This is a genomic window from Compostibacter hankyongensis (genome assembly GCF_039541075.1).
GTDB classification, from domain to species: Bacteria; Bacteroidota; Bacteroidia; order Chitinophagales; family Chitinophagaceae; genus Compostibacter; species Compostibacter hankyongensis.
The window spans coordinates 268661-288539 of the sequence record NZ_BAABFN010000022.1 but is presented as its reverse complement, the minus strand read 5'-3'; the positions used below and the strand labels follow the sequence as shown (position 1 = coordinate 288539).

The window sequence follows — 19879 nt, the reverse complement described above, 5'->3', positions numbered from 1 at the left end:
ATGAGGTTAGCGGCTGAACAGGTTTTCATAATGTTCGGATCGTTTGAAGATACCTCCGCTTTCGCGGTAATACTGTTCGTCCAGCGCAAAGCTGCCCTGCCGGGCTTCTGTCCAGGATGCGTCTTTTGCCGGATTGTAGGAACAAAGCCTGTCCCAGTCTTTATAATGCTGATGTCCGTTGGCTTCCAGCAGGCTGGTCTGCAGGCCGGGAAAGGGAGCAAGCCGCGCCGCGACATTTTTGTTCCATTCCACCAGCACAGGGTTTACGGTCAGGTCGGCACAGAAGCAGGGAAGTCCTTCCCGGTGGGCCAGCCCGGCCATTTTCAGCGTCATGCTCAACGTCTTTGCTATGGCTTTGAGCGCCACGGCGCCGTACCCCATCCGGATGCGCGCAGCAAGGTCCGTATCGGTATGGGCACTTTCGTCGGCGGCTATACGAACACCCAGGTCTGAGACCCCGGCTTCATAGTGCTCCGGGAACGGCTCTTCAAGGAGGGCCACCTGCTCCAATGCCCCGATGGCAGAGACATGATCCAGCAGCTGCCGCAGCAGGTCCTTGTTTGGATAGCGTCCGTTGGCATCCAGGTAGTACCGTATTTTTCCGTCGGGCGTCTCCGGCGTATCTCTTGTCCCGGCAAGCCGGTGTATCTGGCTGATCCGGGCCTTGTCTTTTTCCAGCATGTCTGCCGGAGCGCCCGGATGTCCCATTTTTATCTTGAGAAAAAAATGCCCTTCGTCGAGTAATGCAAGGAGGGTATCGTCGGGGGTATCGTAGCCGACCACCGGAACGGCGGCTATGCGGCTGTTCCGTGCAGAAAGCGCCGGCCGGCAGGATCCGGGTACCATAGCGTCAAAGCCGGTAAGGTTGTTTTCCCGGGCATAGAGCAGCCATGCAGCGTTGTCCACCGGTACCAGCGCATTCAGGACAAAGGTCCTGCGCAGGTCTGTCCGGCCTGTGATCCGCTGTCCGTAGGCATAAAGCGTATCGAATATCGTATCCAGCAGCTCCATCGGATGGGTAAAGCTTATTCCTTCCAGCAGCTCCAATGCTTTTCGGGTAATATCATACATCAGGGTATTTCCCGCTGTTTCTGAATGGGCGGCACATACTTCCGGGTCGGACCACAGCACGCTCTGTACGCCCAGGCCTACGGCGGTGTGACCGTTGTCGCTTTTTAGCTGTACAGCGGTCTGCCAGAGCCGGCTCAGATGACTGCCCTTGAACCCGAAAGGCCGTAGCAGGGCTTCCTCCTCCACCGCGGAGCGGGCGGCGGTTATCTTTAGGATGCGTTCCTGGCCTGCCGGAGCAGGGATATGTTTATCCGGATGGTTCATGTAAGCGTGCTGTGTTAATTTCCCAATGTCTTCAGGGCCAGGTAAGCCATGAGGCCCGGCCCGGTTTCGAGCGCCTGCTCGTCTATATCAAAGGTTGGCGTATGCACCCCCGAGGTGATGCCGCGCTTTTCATTGCCTGTCCCCAGCCGGTAAAAGCAGCCCGGCAGAAGCTGTGCGTAGGCGGCAAAGTCCTCGGCAGCCATCCAGATGTCGAGGTCTGTTACCCTTTCGGAGCCGAGGTAATCTTCTGCATGCTTTCTGGTTCCGGCATTCAATTTCTCTTCGTTGATCAGTACCGGATAGCCCTTTCTGATCTCAAAGCTGCAACGGCCGCCCATGCTCTCGGCCAGGGTAAGGGCCATTTTTTTCATCTTGAGGTGCGCGTCGCTGCGCCATTGTTCATCCAGTGTGCGGAAGGTGCCGGCGATGTGTACCTCGTCGGGAATAACGTTGGTGGCGCCTTCGGCAATGAACCTTCCGAAGGATAATACCGACGGCATCAGCGGATTGGCCTGGCGGCTGACGATCTGCTGCAGGGCCGTCACCAGGTGGCAGGCGATCAGCACCGGGTCGGTATTCAGGTGGGGGCTGGCGGCATGACCTCCTTTACCGCTGACGGTAAGATAGAGCTCGTCGCTGCTGGCCATATAGCTGCCGCTCCGAAAACCCACCATACCTGCGGGCAGCTCGGGCATGACATGCTGACCCAGAATGCAGTCGGGATGCGGGTCTTCAAGGACGCCGTCCCGGATCATCAGGCTGGCTCCGCCGGGTATTTTTTCTTCTCCCGGCTGAAAGATGAACTTTACCGTCCCCCCGAACCGTTCTTTCATACGGCTGAGTATGGCGGCTGTAGTTAGCAGGGAAGCGGTATGCGCATCATGCCCGCAGGCGTGCATAACGCCGTCGTTGGCAGATTTATAGGGAACGTCGTTCATTTCCCGGATGGGGAGGGCGTCCATATCTGCCCGCAGGGCTATAACGCGGTCCCTCCCAGGCATGCCGCCATGAAGCAAGCCCGCGATGCCGGTGCCGCCGCTTTGCACAAAGGGAATGTTCAGCGTTTTCAGCTGGCGGGCGACAAATGCAGCGGTGCGGTGCTCTGCAAAGGAAAGCTCCGGGTCTGCATGAAGCTGCCGGCGGTTGGCGATGGTATCTTCGTGCAGACCGCGGGCCAGCTCCCGGACGGTGTCTTTCAGCAGGGTATTTGTATCGGAAGGCATCGGCTATACGGGATTTTTAAGCAGAAAGTCTTTTACAAAATCATCATCGGTGAGTTCCGGGTAGTCTGCCGTTATCCGGTCGATCTCCTGCAGTTGCCCGGGCGAGAGGGTCTCTTCATCGTCCAGACACCAGATGCCTTCGAGCAGCCCCTGTCTGCGCAGCACCTCGTGGATACCGGCGATGGATCCGCGGAAGGCATGCACCGGGTCAAACAGCGCTGCATTCATGTCGGTTACGGCCGTTCCCAGCTTCAGCAGCTCTTCCATATCAGTATAACGGTTACGGACACACGTTTTTATACGATCAAAAAGCTTTACTACCGTGTGCGTCCATACGGACCAGTGACCCAGCAGACCGCCGGAGCATCTTTTTTCCACCGCAGTGCCGTTGATGCGGAAGCGGTAGGGGGTGAGCAGATCGGCGACGATGTTATCATCGTTGCCGGTATAGAGGGCTATCCTGTCCCGCTGCGAAGAATAGCAGACCGCTCTCACCACATCCAGCGTCTGGTACCGGTTAAAGGGAGCCATCTTGACAGCGCATACCCCCGGCAGCTCGGCGAGCTTTTTCCAGAACGCATAGCTGAGGGGGCGTCCGCCCACCGCGGGTTGCAGATAAAAGGCAAACACGGGAAGGATATCTGTTACGGCGGCGACATGCCGGATCAGCTGCTCGTCGGTGTAGTCCTGCAGGCCGCCCAGACTAACGAGCCCCAGATCATAGCCATATCCTGCCGCCAGCCGGGCTTCCCCGAGCGCCTGCTCCGTAGGGCCGCAGATGCCGGCCACCTTTATGACCGTCCTCTCCGGTGCTGCAGCCTTTACTTCTTCAGCGGCCAGCCTCAATACGGGTTCCAGCAAATTTATCCCGGGCCTCCGGATGGCGAACTGGGTGGTGTGCACGCCAACGGCGATGCCGCCTGCGCCGCTGGCCAGGTAATAGCGGGTCAGCCTGCGCTGCCGGGCTTCATCCAGCCTGCGGCGGCTGTCCAACGCCAGCGGATGGGCCGGGATAACGGTGCCCTCCTGTAAAAGTGTTTCGATCTCGGAAGTAAGCTGCATGGTCGCCTGATGTTTATGTTTAGCTTGATGACCTGCCGGAGAAAAGTCTTCCGGCGGACCGGTATGGTATGGGTGATGATATCAAAACTGGCCTTCCCTCTCCTGGAAGTGGGTCGGTTTGCTGATGGTGGCTCCGCCTGCTTCGAGCCAGTCTGCCGTGAGCTGTATCATCCGGATCAGGGGCACTTTCGGGTAACCGAAGCGCCGGAAGCTTTCCGCAGCGTTGCTGAGCAAGGCAGTCGGCTGTTCTTCCCCGGTGAATACCGGCGTCTTCCGGAAGATCTTTCCGAAGGTTTCCGCGAGCCAGCGTACGGATGCTGTCTCCGGTCCGGTTATGTTCAGGATGCCGGCGGGCAGTTCGCAGTGGTGCAGGGCACGCAGGGCAAACTCGTTGGCATCTCCCTGCCAGATCACGTTCACATGGCCCATGCTGAGGTCTATAGCGCGTTCTTCTTTAACCGCTTTGGCGATTTCGAGCAATACACCGTAGCGCAGGTCATTGGCATAGTTCAGCCGGTAGATGAGCAACGGGCTGCGGTATCTTTCTGAAAAATGCTGAAAGACACGCTCCCGGCCCAGGCAGGACTGTCCGTATTCCCCAACCGGGGCCGGAGCACAGCTTTCATCCGCTCCGCCAGAGCCTACCGGTGTGAAAGGATAGACGTTCCCGGTAGAGTAAACGACCACGCGGGCCTCTTTGTACCGCTCCGCCACTCTTCCCGGCAGATACGTATTCATGGCCCAGGTAAAGGGCTCTTTTCCGGTCGTGCCGAATTTAGTGCCGGCCAGGTAAAGGACATTTTGTGCATAGGGCAATGCCTGGAGGGCGGCTTCGTTCATCAGATCGGCGGCATGGGTTTCGATGCCGTCTTTTTCCAGCGCTGCTTTCAGCCCCGGCTCGCTGAAGCGGGATATGGCGGTTACCTTCCTGGGGGCGCCTGAGCGGTCGATGGCCTGTTTGGCGAGGCGGGCCAGGCTGGGGCCGATCTTGCCGCCGGCACCGAGGATGACAAGGTCGCCCTCCAGCGCCGCCATATCGGCTATCAGCGCATCGGAAGGTTGCAGCAGCTTGTTTACAACCGCGTGGATATCTTGCATAACATTACTTATTTTATCGAAGGGTTTAAAGAATTTTTTCGCGCGGCTTTTACCTCAGCTGGGGCGACGGCACCCGCGTTGTTGCCCCAGGCGCTGCGGATATAGCTGAGCACGCCGGCCAGCTGGCGGTCGTCCAGGAAGCCGAAGGCGGGCATCTGCTCATCGTACCGGTTCCCCGTCTTGCCGTTCGGGGTGGATTTGCCTGAGAGCACGGTTTGCAGCAGCGGCGCAATGTCGCCGGTGACCACCGGGCTGCCCAGGAGGGGAGGAAAGCTGCCCTTGACCCCTTTCCCGTTCGGCTTGTGGCAGGAGGCGCAGTAGCTGTTGTAAACCGATACGCCGTCGGAAGCCGTAGCTTTCACTGTGGCGGCGGGGAGGGGTATGGCCTTTTGGGGATCCACCCGGGAGAGGTCGTCTCTTTTGCTGATCCGGGAAATACGGAGGATGCGGTCGTCCTGCGGTTTCGGGAAGCCGGGTCCGGGATTCCAGTCCCGGTTGCTGGTAGCGATATAGATATCTCCTTCGGGAGAGATGCAGATATCCCTCAGTCTTCCGAATTCTTTACTGAAGTATATCTTTTCCGAGAGGATGCGGCGTTTTTCCTGATCGAGCTGCAGCACCCGCAAGCTGGCGGTCTTCAGTGTGGCCAGCAACAGCGCATTGTTCCATTCGGGGATCGTGCCGGAGTGATAGTAATCAATACCGGAAGGGGCGATGGTAGGCGTCCAGGCTTTCAGGGGCTCCACTATCGGAGTATCCCTGCAATATTCTTTTTCATCCGGGCGGTCGCAGAAGCCTTCCACATTAGGCCATCCGTAATTTCCACCCTTTTGGATATGGTTGATCTCATCGTCCGTGGCGTCGCCGTGCTCGGAGCTGAACAGGATACCGTCCGGCGTAAATACCAGGCCCTGTATGTTGCGATGTCCGCGGGACCAGAAGGGATTGCCGGGCAGGGGATTGTCTTCGGGAACGGAGCCGTCCAGATTCAGGCGCAGCGTCTTCCCGTTGGGCGAGGCGGTATCCTGGGCATTGCTGCTGCGGGCGGCATCGCCGGTGGACCAGATCACTTTTCCCTCCGGAGAGATAGCTACGCGGGAACCATTATGTCCGGTGCTACCCGGCACTTCAAGCAATACCAGCGGGTTCGTGAGCGTATCCGTAGCTGCAGTATAGGTATAGCGTACCAGCCGGGATACGATCACCGAATCTTTTCTTTTACAGGTGTAATCCACCACTACATAGGGCTTTTGCTTATCCGGGGAAACGGCCATGCCCAGCAGCCCTAATGTTCGTTGCCGGTATATGCCGGGGATGGTCAGCAATGTTTTCCGTTTGCCGGTATGCGGGTCTACTTTGCTCACCGTGCCGCTCTGCTCGGTAAACCAGATCTGGTTGTCAGGACCCCAGGCAATTTCCCAGGGCACGTTGAGACCGGAAATAACGGTGCTGATACCGATGGTGGTGCTGTCCAGCCGGAAGACCTGTTCCACGGGAGTATCGAACTTACGGGAGTGGGTACACGCTGTCCAGCAGCAGCCGGACAGCACAAGGTAAAGCGGTAGTCGTATTTTTGTTTTTTTCATGGCCGGAAAAGCGCAGGTATGATCCGTATGGTATTTAACCGCTCTCATGCGCTGTTTTATCTCAGGTAAAAAATAAGGTTTTGGCGTTGCTGAATGCCAGGAGGATCATGATCAGCAGCCCGGCCATGCCGGCAATATTGCTGAAAAGGCCGTTTCGCCACTCGCCCATTACTTTCCGGTCATTGGCTACGAGGAACAACGCGATGCCGATAAAAGGGACGATAAAGATCGTAACCGCCTGGGCAAATACGATCAGCTGCAGCGGCAACCTCCCGAACACAATGGCAATGACCGCACCGATGAGCATGACGAGGGCAATCAATACGCGGATGATGCCGGAATTCAGCTTCCCGCCATAACCGAGAGCATCCCCGAGCAGGGTACCGCCCAGCGTAGCATTTCCGATGAGGGCGGAAAAGGAGGCACCAAACAGACCGGTGAGAAACAGGAAGGAAGCGTACTGTCCGAAAACAGGCGCCAGCGCCCTGGCCATATCCGTGGCGGCATGCAGCTTCACGCCCTGGGGATGTAATACGGCGGCAGAGCAGATCAGCACAAGGGCGCTCATCAGCCCGAGGATACATATGCCGGGCAGGCTTTCTTTTCCTGATTGCCGGATATCGGGCCGTATGTTTATCCTTTCCCTTACCAGATAAGACTGATAGAAGGCGCCTACAATGGAAAAGCAGGAAGCCATGAAGGCGATGACCAGACCCATTGATCCTTTTGGCAGCGAAGGAACGAATCCTTCGGCAATGCCGGAAAAGGCGGGTTTTGACAGCACCAGGGTGGTAACAAAAGCAAAAAGCATCAGGCAGATCAGGCCGATCATCACCTTCTCAAGGGTTTTGTAGAAGGCCCTGAAAAAAAGCAATGCGATGGCAATGGCGTTGAACAGGATTATCCAGGGTGGCTGAGCGGTATGGGTGGCCTCGGCTACGGCCATGCCTATCCCAATGGAATTGCCTGCCTGAAAGGAAGCGGCCACCAGGAACACGCCCAGCCCGATCGCTATCCTGGCGGCCCTGCCCCATTTGTTGCCGATGGTTTCCAGCAGGGTCTGGCGCGTGGCGATACCGACCCTGGCCGACATGGTGGTAAAAACGATCATGAAAAATATGGCCACTGCCACGATCCACAGGAGATCATAGCCGTAATCGGCGCCGAGAATGGCCGTGATGGTGATCTTACTCGGACCGAAGACCAGCGCCGCGGTGATGATGCCCGGGCCCAGCGAGTGAAGCCAGGCCCTCCAGGACCGTCGCGGCGCGTTGTCGCTGGGACCGTGCTTAACCGGCGGCGGACTGGTTTCCGGGATGGAAGCAGGTGATGCCAAGGTGTATGATTTTATGTGATTGATCGTCCGTACTGCTTTTGTTCCGGCTGATCAAAAAATGTAGCTGAATGGTAATCCGGTCAGCCTGTCTGCGACAGACAGCCGCAGATTCTTAAATTTCCGGGTACGTACCCGAAAGTAATATTTATTTTTAAACCTTCAAACTTTTTCTTCCCCCGGCGGCTTTCACGGGCGGCAAACGGCTTCATTGGATGCTGGATGGCGGTCGCGGGATCCCGGTTTTTTCAGCCCGGTTTACTACCTGCTTACAGACGTCTTATTTTTATATTACGGAAATAAACCTTGTCGCCATGATCGGTAAGCAGGATATGGCCCTCAGGCTGCTCTCCGTAACCTACGAGGTCTTTGAACTTTGTGCCGGCCACCTTTTCTCTGAAATCCTGGCTGCCCCTTTCATAGCTCAGCACTTTAACCCCGTTCAGCCAGTGCTCAACATGTCTGCCCCGTACGATTATCCTGACATGATTCCACCTGCCGGCCGAATATAATTTCTTGTTTTCCGGCGGATACAAGAGATAACAGGCCGCGGTGGATCCTACATCGTGGACATGATTTTTGACCGCAGGGTGATTGTAATCGTCTATGATCTGGTATTCCGGCCCGTTTATCACCGTTTTTCCGCTGCCGGCATCTTTTATTTTATTTACAAAATACTTGATGCCGCTGTTGGCGCCCGTCGTCAAATTGAAATCCAGCACCAGCTCGAAATCGGTGAATTTCTCCTTGGTGATGATATCGCCGAACCCCTGCTTGCTCAGGAAGAGACGCCCCCCCTTTACCGTCCAGCCGTCGGAGGGAAAAGGGCGGCCGTTCGTCCCGGTCCATTTATCGGTGCTGCTTCCGTTGAACAGTATTTCCCAGGCGTTTGCCGCTTTATCCGTCCGGGGCAGGGTATCGGTAAAGACTACGGAGCCGGAGCCTGCGGCTTTTGAGGCAAAGAAACCACAGAGCAGGCTGGCAAGGATGAGCGCGATCTTTTTCATGGTTGTCATCGATAGACAGATTTAAGTCTTGGGAGCATATTGGGTACAATAGCCGGCGGGATCTATAGGCCCTTTGAACAGCAGGCATCCGCCGCAGGAGGCTCCTTCGGCAGGTGGAATAAACAGCCCGCAGTTGCCGCAGTGGCTGCCGGGAACGGTGGATTCCTTTACATATCCGAATGTCTGCCGTTTTTTGACCTCTTCCGGACTGACCCCGGTCAGGTCGTCGCAAGACCCGCTATTCCCTGCGGGCTTTTTATCCGTCTTTTCTTTGTCCGGGCTTGCTTTCTTTTGTCCGCAGGCGCTGAGCAGTATGGATCCGCCCAGGAATACCGCGCCGATGCTCATACATTGGTGAATGAATTTTCTTCTGGAATGAATGTGCTCCATTTTCGTGCATTATGGCTGTGAAGATTTACCGTACAGTTTCGTCAGGTCCTGTATTGCGTTTTTGATGTCGTCTGCATTTTCGGTTTTCAGGCTTTTCAAAGCTGTCTGCTGGGCGGTGTCTGTTGTTTTAGCAACCAGGAGACCGCTGATCAGTCCTTTTACGGCAGCCGCCTGTTCCCCGGTAGCCGTTGCTAACGCCGGTTGCTGCAGCAGCGCCAGGAGCGATCCGGTCTGCTCTTTTTCATTACGTCCGCCGGTTACATAGGAAAGATCCCCGAGGAAAGCTTCTTTCCATGGCGCGGTTTCCCGGAAGATGCCTTTCTGCATCAAGATCTTTAGCAGCGCCGGGGACGACCCGGCAGCTGAGCTAAGGACGGCGGTTCTGTACCAGGAATTCTCACCGTGGCGTTCCACTACATCGGCCAGGGCCGGGGCCACCGCTGCGGCAGGAAAATTACCCAGGCTCAGCGTGGCCTGAAAAGCTACCCGAAAGGAGCTGTCCCGGACCATTTCTTTTAGCTGAGGCAGGCATGCCGGAAACCGTTCGGCTAACTGGACAGCATTCTCACGTACACCCGCTGCGGAATCTTTCAGGGCCAGCGCCACGGTACCGGCATCCAGCGCATTCAGTCCTTCCAGGAGATACAGCGCATGCAGACGGCTTCTGGGGTCTTTGCTTTGTGCGAACAGATCTTTCAACGCCGGTATTACCGTCTTATCCTGACGCTCCAGCAGCAGGCGATGGGCTTGCAGCGCCCACCAGCTGCTGGGATGCGAAAGCAGCTTTACCAGCTCCGCAGCAGTGGCGTGCTGCAGATCGACATCCGGTTTTTTATAGGCTCCTGCGTTTTTCGGAACGATGCGGTATATCCTTCCCATATTACTTCCTGCCCGGAAATCCATGTCGGTCTGGAGGTCTTCGGGAATGGATACCGGCGTTTCGATATGCTGCCGGTACATATCGATCATATAGAGCGCCCCGTCCGGACCCACTGCAAAGCTTGTGGGGCGAACCCAGGAATCGGTCGCCGCCATAAATTCCTTGTCTTTTTCCGCATCACCGCGTTTTGCCGTATAAAAGGGATCGTCGCCGGAAGGTTGAGCGAGGATATCGCGGTGCACGAGGTTACCGGAGACGTCTCCCGTAAAGATATTGCCATAATAAGCTTCCGGAAAGGCATCGCCTCCGTAGAAGGTGCCCCCGGAACCTCCGGAAAAATGTCCCTTTTCATACTCTACCCGGTCCAGGTGATGCTCCTGATATTCCTGGTTGCGGCGCTTGGTCCGCTCTGCCCGCCAGTACGGCGCCGGGGTCAGCTGGTACATCAGCGGATCGTGGTCCGACACGTTTATGACAGCCGATTGTGCCGATGGCGGCATGGCAGGGTTCCGCCTGAGGTACCGCACAGGGATAACGACCTGTCTTATATGAAGCGTGTTTTGCGAAAAGAAACGGTGTCCCCAGTCGTCAATGGCCTGCCCGAACTGCCCCGGTCCGGTGGAAAGCTCAAACTGGTCGCGGTCGGGACGAAACCGGAAATCGGCGCCCTGCATGGAAAGGCTGGCGGTATCCGACGCCGATCTGACCTTCCCGGCCTGGCCGTCGTTGTTGGCGTAGATCCAGTTGTCTACACCGAAGGTGAGGCTTGTGATCTGGGCTTCATCGTTGTTCTTGAAAAATCCGGAAAAGACAATTTTTTTGCTGTCGGCTTTTCCGTCACCGTCCGTATCCTTGAAATAGGAGATCGTCGGGGCGGCGGCCACGAATAATCCTCCTTTCCAGGGCAGCACGCTGGTCGCCTCGTTCAGCCTGTCTGCAAAGATAACGGACTTATCTGCCCGTCCGTCGCCATTGGTATCTTTCAAAAGTACAATGCGGCATTTGCCTTTGGCGGAGTCCTCCATATTGGCGTCGGGCATTTCCACGACATACGCATTTCCGGCTTCGTCAAATGTCATCGATACCGGATCAGCCACAAGCGGTTCGGTGGCAAAAATTTCCGCTTTGAAATCGTCGGCAAAATGGAATGTCTTCATCGATTCCTCCGCAGGAAGGGGTCCCGGATAACGGGACTTGGTGGTGCAGGAGGCTACCGCTGTTACAGCTAAGAAAAGCAAACAACGGCTGGGATTGATACGGGCCTTCTTCATGGCTATTTTTTGGTTTTGATAGATCTGTTGGGATTTGGGTTCATATGGTTTATAGGGAAATCATTCTGGCAGGTCCGGGACCGGCGGATCAGATGCGGATTATCTTTTTCGCGTTTTTATACAAAAGTTTCCGTTCAATTTCCTTGGTCGGCGACAGCCGCTTTACCGCGGCGATAATCCCGGCGCCGTCGCACGCTTTTCCCTGTCCGACCGCATCTGCACAATCGCTTCCATAGACGAGCTTATCCTGGTGCCTTTTGAAGAAGTCCCGGGTGAAGTCTTCGTCGCGGGTCAGGCCGCTCAGTCCGGATCCGGCGGAAAGGTCTCCGTACAGGTTTGGATAATCGCTGAGATAACGGTCCGTAAGTCCCCCCATGGTGACGGCTCCCTTGGGATACAGCACAGACTGATCGGTTTCGTTCTTGTCTATGTTGGCCCACCAGGTCTGCGCATGTCCGATGAAATTGACCCGAGGATATTTTTCCAGCATTTTGTAGAAACGTTCAAAATGATAGTTGTACATTTTGTATTGCCAGTGCATAAGCACGGGAACTTCATAATGCTGCGCCAGCTGGTAGATCTTCTGCATGCCGGCCGAATCGCAGTCCACTCCGAACTTCAGCTCGCCGATGATGACGGCGCCAAGCTTCAGGTATTTTTCGATTTCCTGTACGGCATCCGGCAGGTCGGGAACCTCGCATGCCCCGAAGGTGAATGCTTCCGGATGCTTTTTTGCAAATTCATAGCAATCCTTGTTGCCACCCGCCTTCACCTGCAGTCCGTTGGAAACGCCGAAGTGCGTGGAGGCGCTGTTTACATCCCGGCCGGCAGGCAGGAGAATGGATTTCGTAATACCCATAGTCTGCTGATGGCTGATCATCTGTTCGTCGGTGCGGCCATGGTAATGGATATGCTGGTGGATATCGATGATGGGCTCGCTGCCCGGCAGATCATCGCGTCTATGCGACGGGCTTAAGGACTTCCCGAGCAGGGAACCGGTTATGCCGGTAGCGAGGATCGCCTGAAGCCCGATCAACGAATTTCGTTTTAAAAATTCACGCCTGGAAAAATTCTTTTCGGACATATTTTATGCTTTTTATCAAAAAGATGGGGTGATGGTTTTTGCCTGCAGCGGCAGTTTGCTTTGCTATTTCTGATCTGTTTTTTTGATTTTACCGGCGTTTTTGTGAATTTTTTCAATCGCTGAAGCAATATAATCCATGTCGGTCTTTGATCCAAGCAGAAGGTTCTGGGTGAACCATACGGCTTCCTGGCATAGCCGGTCGTTTTCAGGGCACTGATTTCTTTCCAGGAACTTATTGTAGTCCAGCTCTGTTTCGGAATACATTTTTTTAAAGTTCTTTGTCTGAAAGGCATGCCGTATAAAAGGCTTGTCGTTCAGCGTGTCATATCCGCCGGAACAGGGTACCCCTTCGGCCCGCAGTGCGCTGAGGAAGCCGGCTTTCGGCAGTCCGGCGAACTCATTTTTTTCATACCGGAAAGGAAAGAGGTGAAAGGCTGCCCGGGTTACATTGTCGTATAGTTTATACGGGGTAATGCCGGGTATCTCCATGAGACGCGATCTGAGATAGCCTGCATTCTCATTCCGGGTAGTGGTCTGTGTGTCCAGGCGCTTCAGCTGGGCAAGGCCCATGGCTGCCTGATATTCGGTGAGCCTCAGCTTTGTCCCGATCATGGTGATGCCGGGGCCCATCTTATCAACCATGGACCCATATGAAATGCCAAAGTTATGATAGGAAACGCAGCGGTCTATGAAGGTCTCATCGTCGCTTACCACGGCTCCTCCTTCCCCGATGGGTATGTTTTTTGAATTCTGGAAGCTGAAGCAGCCTGCATTTCCGAAAGTCCCTACCTTTTTATGATTGATTTCAGCCAGCCAGGCCTGGCAGGCGTCTTCTACTACTACAAGATTATGCCGTTTGGCGATGGCGGTGATCTGTTCCATATCGGCGGGCAGTCCGGCAATATGGACCGGCAGGATGGCGCGTGTGCGGGGCGTGATACTGGCTTCTATCTTACCGGCGTCGATCTGGAAGGTTTCAGGGTCGGTATCGACAAATACGGGGATTGCCCCTGTCTGCAGCACGGCCTGTATGGTCGCGATAAAGGTATAGGGCGGCACGATCACCTCGTCGCCGGCCCCGATGTCCAGGTTCACCAATGCGCAGATCAGGGCATTGGTGCCGTTCACCGTGGTTACACAACGTCTGGCGCCTATCGTTTTGGCCCATGCGTTTTCAAATTCCTTTACCACCTTCGCTTCGGACCATACGCCGCTTCTGAGCACTTCCAGTACCCTGGGCTCGTCGGTCTCGGGGACCCATATGGGCCATTTCACCCATTCCGGTTTCTGGCCGGGCGCCCAGGCCGGGCTTCCTCCCAATATAGCTGGCGCGCCTGTTTCACGGCTGCCGGGAGAGGACAGATGCGGGAAGTTCATCCCGATGATCGCCGCGGTACCGGCAAGCGAGTTCTGTATGATAAATTTTCTTCTGGAATAATTTCCGGCTGGCTTTTTCATAGCTGTGGTTTTATGAGGGGGGTAACCTGCAGTACATTGTCAGATCCTGAATAGTTTTTTGGCGTTTTCATACAAAAGCTTTCGTTCTACTTTTTTATCGGTACATAATTTTCTGATCTCGGCGATCATATTGGCCCCTATACAGGTGGGCGAATGCCCGGAGGTATCCGTACAATCGCTGCCGAAGATCAGCTTGTCCTGGTGTTTTTTCATAAATTCCTTTCCGTGCGCTTCGTCGCGGGTAAAGGCATTCAACCCGGATCCGGCCGAAAGATCCCCGAATACGTTGGGATAGTCGCTGAGCAGCCGGTCGGTGTATCCTCCCGGCGTTACCGGTCCCTTGGGATACATGATGGTCGGGTCGTTGTTGTTTTTATCGATGTTGGCCCACCAGGTCATCGAATGACCGATAAAGTTCACGCGCGGGTATTTTTCCAGCATCTTGTGAAATTTTTTGAACCCGTAGTTGTACTTTTTATATTGCCAGTGCATCATTATCGGAACATTATACTCCTGTGCGAGCCGGTAAAGCCTTTGCATTTCGGGGGCATCGCACTCGATGCCGAACTTGGATTCTCCGATCACCACGGCTCCCATCTTGAGGTACTTTTCAATTTCCCCGACGGCGCCCGGCAGGTCCGGAACCTCGTTCGACCCGAATAGAAATTCTTTGGGATATTGCTTGGCGAACGCATAACATTCTTTGTTGCCCCAGGCCTCTGCTTGCAGCCCGTTGCCGAATCCGAAAAGGGTAGAGGCCCGGTTGGCAGGAGAGCCGGCAGGCTGCAGGATGGTGGTAGTGACCCCCATGGCCCGCTGATGGGCCAGCAGCTGTTCATTGGTGCGCGACAGATAGTGTACATGCTGATGCGCGTCAATAATGGGCTCATCGGCCATTTTGGGGAGCGTGGCGCCCTTTAGCCTCAGGGAGGCCTCTATCAGCAAAAGGCCTGATCCGGCGATAAACTTGCGGCGTGAAAAATTTTGCTTGGACATAAAACTTATTATAAGTTAAGCGCTATTGATAAAACAACGATTTTGCTGTCCGGACCTGTTTGTCCGGTCTTTATTTGTATCCTTCATTTTGCTCCAATACGCCGGGATTGTTCAGATCGATCTGGTCCTGGGGTATGGGAAAATGTTTCTGGAATTCCTTTGGATCCAGGTGGAGGACCAGCGGCGTCTGCGTAGCAGGGTTATAACTGGTTTCCAGCTGCTTTAATACGGTAAGGTATCTGCCCGTCCTTACCAGGTCAAACCAGCGCTGGTTTTCAAAGGCAAGCTCCAGCTGCCTTTCGAGCAGCAACTTGTCATAGAAAGCCTCCGCATCCGGGATGTCGCTAAGCGCATAGTCGTGGTCTGTATTGCCGAATGCACGTTCCCGGACGCTGTTGAGCGCGGTCAGCGCCTGATCCGGCTGATTGAGGTTATACAGCACCTCCGCCTTCAGCAGCAGCAGGTCGGCGTACCGTAATACCGGTATATCCAGACCGGATGAGCCCGGCGTGGTGTGGGGCACGGCGAATTTGTTTACATAGGGATACCAGATGGCCGGCTCTTCCTCAGGACTGTCCGGGGATTTCCAGTATTCGGTAAACGTGACGGCCTTACGGCTGTCGTCCTTTTCATATTTCTTCATCAGACTCCAGGCTGGGAACCCGTTTTCCTGGCCGTGCTTGGAGATGCCGGTAACGCCAAAGTAGGGCAGGAAATCGTCGGTGAGCGGCTGTCCGTTGGTTTCGGCGGTGTATTTCATGGCAAAGATGATCTCGTCGTTGTCTTCATTTTGTTCTGTCCACAGCGCAGCAAAATCATCCATCAGCCGGTAATGAAAATCGGGCATCTTATCCAGGTAGGTCTTGGCGTTCTTCCAATCTTTCAGGTAAACATAGACCTTGACCAGCAAGGCGGTTGCTGCTCCTTTATTGGCCCGCCCTTTCTGCATGTTTTCTTTTGGGGGCAGCATATCGATAGCCGCTTTCAGATCGTCCGTGATCAGGGCGTATATCTCCGCTTCGGAAGCCCTGGGGGTCGACTTGCTTTCCTCAACGGAAAACAGCGAGGTCACTTTCGGAATGCCTCCGAACATGCGTACGAGGTCAAAATAAAACAAGGCCCGCATGAATCTGGCTTCTCCGGTATACTGATCCTTCTGGGTGGCTTCATAATCGGTCGGGATTTCGATGTTTTTCAGCACGGCGTTTGCCCGGTATATTCCGCTATAGCTTTTTTTCCAGAAATCGCTGAAGTGCTGGTCGTCCGGTAAAAAGGCCAGGCTGTTAAGGTCCGTCAGGCCGAAAAAGTTATGATAGCCTGTAGGATATAATTCGTCGCTGGGCATTTCCAGCAGTATCCAGTCCCTTGGTATCCTGGCCTGGTAGCTGCTGTATATGCCGATCACGGCGCTGTTCATATCGTTGGCCGTTTTATAGAAATTTGCTTCGGTCAGATCCGAGGGAGGCAGGAGGTCGAGGTACTGGTCGTTACAGGAAGCCAGGCCCAGCGCCGATACCAGCAGGATCATATGGAAAGCGGTCTTTTTTTTCATGATCGTCCGGTTAAGGGATTAGAAAACGACATTTACACCAAAAACAAACGTGCGGTTGATCGGCGTGGCTCCGTTGTTAAAGCCGGGCATGCTTCCGATACCGTCTACCTCACCCATGGTATACCCTTCCGGATTATAGCCGTGGAAGTCCTTACTGGTGATCATAAGGAGGTTGCTGGCGGATAGATAGACCCGGAAGGTGTTAAGATGCAACCTGTTTGCCAGGGCAGTGGGGAAGGTATAGCCGAGGTTGACGTTCCGGACCGCGAGGAAGGAGGCGTTTTCGATATAATAATCGCTGTTGGCCACATAAGCCAGCTCGCTCAGGGCGGTGGAGGGCGTTTTCCCGTCGCCCGGCTCGGCTTCCGACCACCACTGGTTTTCTATTAACGAAAGTCGCATGGCGCATACGGTGGGGCCTTCATAATACAGGTTTTCCAGATCGTACATCTTGGCGCCTATGGAAGATTGCAGGGCGATGCTCAGATCAAAATTTTTCCATGAGAAATTATTTACCATTCCCATGAAAACGCTGGGCTGGAAGTTGCCGAGAATCACCTTATCGTCAGGCGTGATCTGTCCGTCCCCGTTTACATCTTCGTACTTGCCGTTCCCGGGTTTGGATCCGGGAAGCACGGGTGAGTTGTCCACATCTTCCTGATCCTGCAGGACGCCGATTAATTTATATCCGTAATAGGAGAACATGGGTTCCCCTATCCGTAACAGCCAGCTCATGCCCCGGCTGTGGGTATTGATCACTTCGTCCACGCCTCCGAGATCAAGCACCTTGTTTTTGTCATGGGAGAGGTTGAAGCTGGTCTGCCATTTAAAGGCGCCGTCCAGGTTGACGGAATTGATCTCCAGCTCGAAACCTTTGTTTCCGATGTCCCCCACATTTACCAGCGAGCTGGTGAAGCCCGAAACGGCGGGGATGCCGACATTGTACAGCAGGCCGTAGGTCCTTTTATCGTAGTAGTCAAATACGAAATTCAGCCGGTCGCTGAATAAGCCCAATTCGATTCCCAGGTCGGTGCTTTTTGTTTTTTCCCATTGGAGCTCGGCATTGCCGAAATTGCTTTGGGCCTGGCCTTTGGTAAGCTCGCCGTCGGGCGAGTAGTAGGTATCGCTGATCTTACCCAGGTATTGAAAATCCCCGATATTGAAGTTGCCGGCTATCCCGTAGCTTGCCCTGATCTTGAGGTTGCTGATGACGGGAACATTCCGGAAAAAATCTTCCTGCGAGATACGCCATGCGGCAGATACGGAAGGAAAGCTTCCCCATCGGTTCCGGGGCCCGAACCGGGAGCTGCCGTCTGTTCTATAGGAGGCGGAGACCAGGTACCTGTCTTTGAATCCGTAGTTTATGCGGCCGAAATAGGAGACCAGTCCCCATTGTGATTTCGAGGTTCCGCTTGCCGTGGGTGATATGGTCGCATTGTTGAGCGTCTCGATGATATCATTGTTAAAGCTTCCGGGAAGCACGCCCAGATAGGCGTTGCGGGAGGTAGTCTTTTGATAGGAAGCGCCTAAGATCGCGTTGAGGCTGTGTATCCCGTTAAAGGTCTTATCATAGCTGAGCACATTTTCGTTGATCAGGTTTATGTTCCGGGTATCCGCGGAAGATCCTGTAGACACGGAGTTGGTGGTAGCGGAAGCCGCCTGGTAGTTTTCCCCGGTACTGTACGCTATATTGGCATCCAGGGAGGTCCTGAATTTTAACCCTTCAAGAAGATTTAAGTCGAGGTATACTTCTCCGAGACTGTTAAAGGTGGAAGAAATGTTATGGGTCCCGTATAAGACGGCCAGGGGACTTACCCCGGCAGACACGGATGTGCCCCAGTAGTCCAGCGGTTTGGGATAGGTGCCGTCCGGATTTTTCTTGGGTGAGAGGAAGGGGGGCATCTTGGCAATGGCTTCCATGGTAACGGGAGAGGTGCGCCGTTTGGAAAACTCAGGGTTGATCAGGAACCCTGCGCTGACCACATTGTTTATTTTTACATCTACTTTGGCCCTGACCGAATAGGTTTTGTACCAGGTATTGATGAGTGTGCCCTGCTCGTCCTTCAGGCCGCCGGATACGTAATAACGTACGTTTTCTGTTCCGCCGGAGAGCGAAAGATGGTAGTTCTGGATGGGGGCCGGGTTCAGCAGCACATCTTCCCAGATGGTGTTCCCTTCTTTTATGACCGGATTCACCTGGTAGGTGGCGGGACGGCGATCGTCGCCCCAGACCGGGAGGGAAACGTCTCCGCCGGCATTGGCAAAATCCCGGTTTTTATACCGGACCTGGTAATCGTAAAATTCCTGTCCGGTGATCCAGTCGTGATGTCCGATGGCATTGGCCGAGCCGTAAAAAGCATTGAAGCTCAGCTTGGGTTTTCCTGTTCTTCCGCTTTTGGTCGTGACGATGATTACCCCGCCAGAGCCCCTGGAACCGTAGATGGCGGCTGATGAGGCATCCTTTAATACTTCGATGGAGGCTACGTCATTCATGTTTATATTGGCCAGGCTGCCTCCCGGAAATCCGTCGATCACGACCAGGGGGTTATTGCTTGCCGAGATGGAGCCCAGCCCTCTTATCCTGATGATCGGAGTGGCGCCGGGGCTGCTCACGGTGTTGGATATATTTACTCCAGCCAGTCTTCCGGCCAGTGCGTTTTCAATCCTGCCGGTCGGTATCTGATCTAAGATGTCATTCTCGACGCGGGATATGGCAGCCGTAAGGGAGCTTTTCTTTTCCCTGCCATATCCGATGACCACCAGCTGGTCTAAGGAAGATGCTTCGGCCGACAAGCTGATATCGAGCTGGGTGCGGCCGTTGACGGAAACAGTTTCCTTCTGAAAGCCGACAGATGAAAACGAGAGCGAATCGGAGGGCTTTACGCCGCTGAGGCTGTATCGGCCGTTCATGTCTGTAGTGGTGCCGTTGGCTGCGCCTTTTACCTGTATGGTTACACCGGAAAGAGGCTCTTTTTTCTCGGCGGATCGTACCGTCCCGGAGATGGTCTGGGCGCGGGCAGCGCCGGCGGAGACAACGACGGTCAGGAGGACCTGCGTTATCCACCAGGGGATCTTTAAGTATAAATTTTTGACAGGCATGAGGATGGATTTAGGTGAACTGAAATGGTTTATCGAAAGTGATAAGCACCAAACATTCGTGTACGTACCCGAATTTTTTCATATTACCATAAGCTTCCTGTGGCTCCGTCCGTAGGCCAGGCAAGAGGACGAACGAAGATAACGAGCAAAACACCGGCAGTTTCCCATTGCGGGGTATGCCTTTCGTTCCAATAAACGGGTACGTACCCGAAAGTTATTTCTTATTTTTGAAACCGCCAAGCTTTTTTTCTTTTGGGGTGACAGGGTTCCGGCAGCCGGGGCGGGGATGGATATAGATATGGAGATCGAGATAGTTCTTTTCCTATAGGCGTCGCCGTTCCCGAGCAACTTTGGGGTAAGCGGCAGCCCGCTTTTTCTTTTTATCGGATGCCCGGCCTGCATTTCTTCCCGGTGATGAATGCTGCGTCTGACGGAGCACCTCCGGTTGTTTAAAAACCTGTTAGAATTATTTCAAAAAAATCAAGTTAATTTAAAAATAATCTAT

General features: G+C 54.5%; 14 protein-coding genes. All 14 read right to left on the bottom strand.

Going from position 1 to position 19879, the window contains the following annotated elements:
- Positions 1-6: 6 nt before the first annotated feature.
- Positions 7-1335 (bottom strand): enolase C-terminal domain-like protein, encoded by a 1329-nt coding sequence (locus ABD851_RS17260; protein ID WP_344981652.1) that lies wholly within the window; start codon positions 1333-1335, stop codon positions 7-9.
- A 14-nt stretch (positions 1336-1349) separates the two neighbouring features.
- Entirely contained in the window at positions 1350-2558 is a 1209-nt protein-coding gene (locus ABD851_RS17255; RefSeq protein ID WP_344981650.1) for a M20 metallopeptidase family protein, read from the bottom strand.
- Positions 2559-2561: 3 nt separating this feature from the next.
- Entirely contained in the window at positions 2562-3620 is a 1059-nt protein-coding gene (locus ABD851_RS17250; protein ID WP_344981648.1) for a dihydrodipicolinate synthase family protein, read from the bottom strand.
- An 81-nt stretch (positions 3621-3701) separates the two neighbouring features.
- The gene (locus ABD851_RS17245; RefSeq protein WP_344981646.1) at positions 3702-4718 is read right to left on the bottom strand and encodes an NAD-dependent epimerase/dehydratase family protein; all 1017 of its coding nucleotides are present in this window, start codon (positions 4716-4718) and stop codon (positions 3702-3704) included.
- Between the two features lie 8 nt (positions 4719-4726).
- On the bottom strand, positions 4727-6352 hold the full coding sequence (locus ABD851_RS17240) for a PQQ-dependent sugar dehydrogenase (protein ID WP_344981643.1): 1626 nt from the start codon (positions 6350-6352) through the stop codon (positions 4727-4729).
- Between the two features lie 13 nt (positions 6353-6365).
- Entirely contained in the window at positions 6366-7640 is a 1275-nt protein-coding gene (locus tag ABD851_RS17235) for an Nramp family divalent metal transporter (RefSeq protein WP_344981641.1), read from the bottom strand.
- A gap of 266 nt (positions 7641-7906) precedes the next feature.
- On the bottom strand, positions 7907-8653 hold the full coding sequence (locus ABD851_RS17230; protein ID WP_344981639.1) for a 3-keto-disaccharide hydrolase: 747 nt from the start codon (positions 8651-8653) through the stop codon (positions 7907-7909).
- Positions 8654-8665: 12 nt separating this feature from the next.
- The gene (locus ABD851_RS17225) at positions 8666-9034 is read right to left on the bottom strand and encodes a hypothetical protein (RefSeq protein WP_344981637.1); all 369 of its coding nucleotides are present in this window, start codon (positions 9032-9034) and stop codon (positions 8666-8668) included.
- A 9-nt stretch (positions 9035-9043) separates the two neighbouring features.
- The gene (locus tag ABD851_RS17220) at positions 9044-11185 is read right to left on the bottom strand and encodes a PVC-type heme-binding CxxCH protein (RefSeq protein WP_344981635.1); all 2142 of its coding nucleotides are present in this window, start codon (positions 11183-11185) and stop codon (positions 9044-9046) included.
- Positions 11186-11273: 88 nt separating this feature from the next.
- Positions 11274-12269 carry an amidohydrolase family protein gene (locus tag ABD851_RS17215; protein ID WP_344981633.1) on the bottom strand — a complete coding sequence of 332 codons (996 nt, stop codon included), beginning with the start codon at positions 12267-12269 and terminating at the stop codon, positions 11274-11276.
- A gap of 63 nt (positions 12270-12332) precedes the next feature.
- Entirely contained in the window at positions 12333-13727 is a 1395-nt protein-coding gene (locus ABD851_RS17210) for a DegT/DnrJ/EryC1/StrS family aminotransferase (RefSeq protein ID WP_344981630.1), read from the bottom strand.
- Positions 13728-13766: 39 nt separating this feature from the next.
- Positions 13767-14723: an amidohydrolase family protein gene (locus tag ABD851_RS17205; protein ID WP_344981628.1), complete on the bottom strand. Its 957-nt coding sequence runs from the start codon at positions 14721-14723 to the stop codon at positions 13767-13769.
- A gap of 70 nt (positions 14724-14793) precedes the next feature.
- A complete protein-coding gene (locus tag ABD851_RS17200) occupies positions 14794-16275 on the bottom strand; it encodes a RagB/SusD family nutrient uptake outer membrane protein (protein ID WP_344981626.1) in 1482 nt (493 codons plus the stop codon).
- Positions 16276-16293: 18 nt separating this feature from the next.
- Entirely contained in the window at positions 16294-19374 is a 3081-nt protein-coding gene (locus tag ABD851_RS17195) for a SusC/RagA family TonB-linked outer membrane protein (RefSeq protein WP_344981624.1), read from the bottom strand.
- Positions 19375-19879: the final 505 nt, after the last annotated feature.

Coding starts and splice junctions, on each gene's coding strand:
- ABD851_RS17260 (WP_344981652.1), bottom strand. CDS start 1,335: ATGAACCATCCGGATAAACATATCCCTGCTCCGGCAGGCCAGGAACGC.
- ABD851_RS17255 (WP_344981650.1), bottom strand. CDS start 2,558: ATGCCTTCCGATACAAATACCCTGCTGAAAGACACCGTCCGGGAGCTG.
- ABD851_RS17250 (WP_344981648.1), bottom strand. CDS start 3,620: ATGCAGCTTACTTCCGAGATCGAAACACTTTTACAGGAGGGCACCGTT.
- ABD851_RS17245 (WP_344981646.1), bottom strand. CDS start 4,718: ATGCAAGATATCCACGCGGTTGTAAACAAGCTGCTGCAACCTTCCGAT.
- ABD851_RS17240 (WP_344981643.1), bottom strand. CDS start 6,352: ATGAGAGCGGTTAAATACCATACGGATCATACCTGCGCTTTTCCGGCC.
- ABD851_RS17230 (WP_344981639.1), bottom strand. CDS start 8,653: ATGACAACCATGAAAAAGATCGCGCTCATCCTTGCCAGCCTGCTCTGT.
- ABD851_RS17225 (WP_344981637.1), bottom strand. CDS start 9,034: ATGGAGCACATTCATTCCAGAAGAAAATTCATTCACCAATGTATGAGC.
- ABD851_RS17220 (WP_344981635.1), bottom strand. CDS start 11,185: ATGAAGAAGGCCCGTATCAATCCCAGCCGTTGTTTGCTTTTCTTAGCT.
- ABD851_RS17215 (WP_344981633.1), bottom strand. CDS start 12,269: ATGTCCGAAAAGAATTTTTCCAGGCGTGAATTTTTAAAACGAAATTCG.
- ABD851_RS17210 (WP_344981630.1), bottom strand. CDS start 13,727: ATGAAAAAGCCAGCCGGAAATTATTCCAGAAGAAAATTTATCATACAG.
- ABD851_RS17205 (WP_344981628.1), bottom strand. CDS start 14,723: ATGTCCAAGCAAAATTTTTCACGCCGCAAGTTTATCGCCGGATCAGGC.
- ABD851_RS17200 (WP_344981626.1), bottom strand. CDS start 16,275: ATGAAAAAAAAGACCGCTTTCCATATGATCCTGCTGGTATCGGCGCTG.
- ABD851_RS17195 (WP_344981624.1), bottom strand. CDS start 19,374: ATGCCTGTCAAAAATTTATACTTAAAGATCCCCTGGTGGATAACGCAG.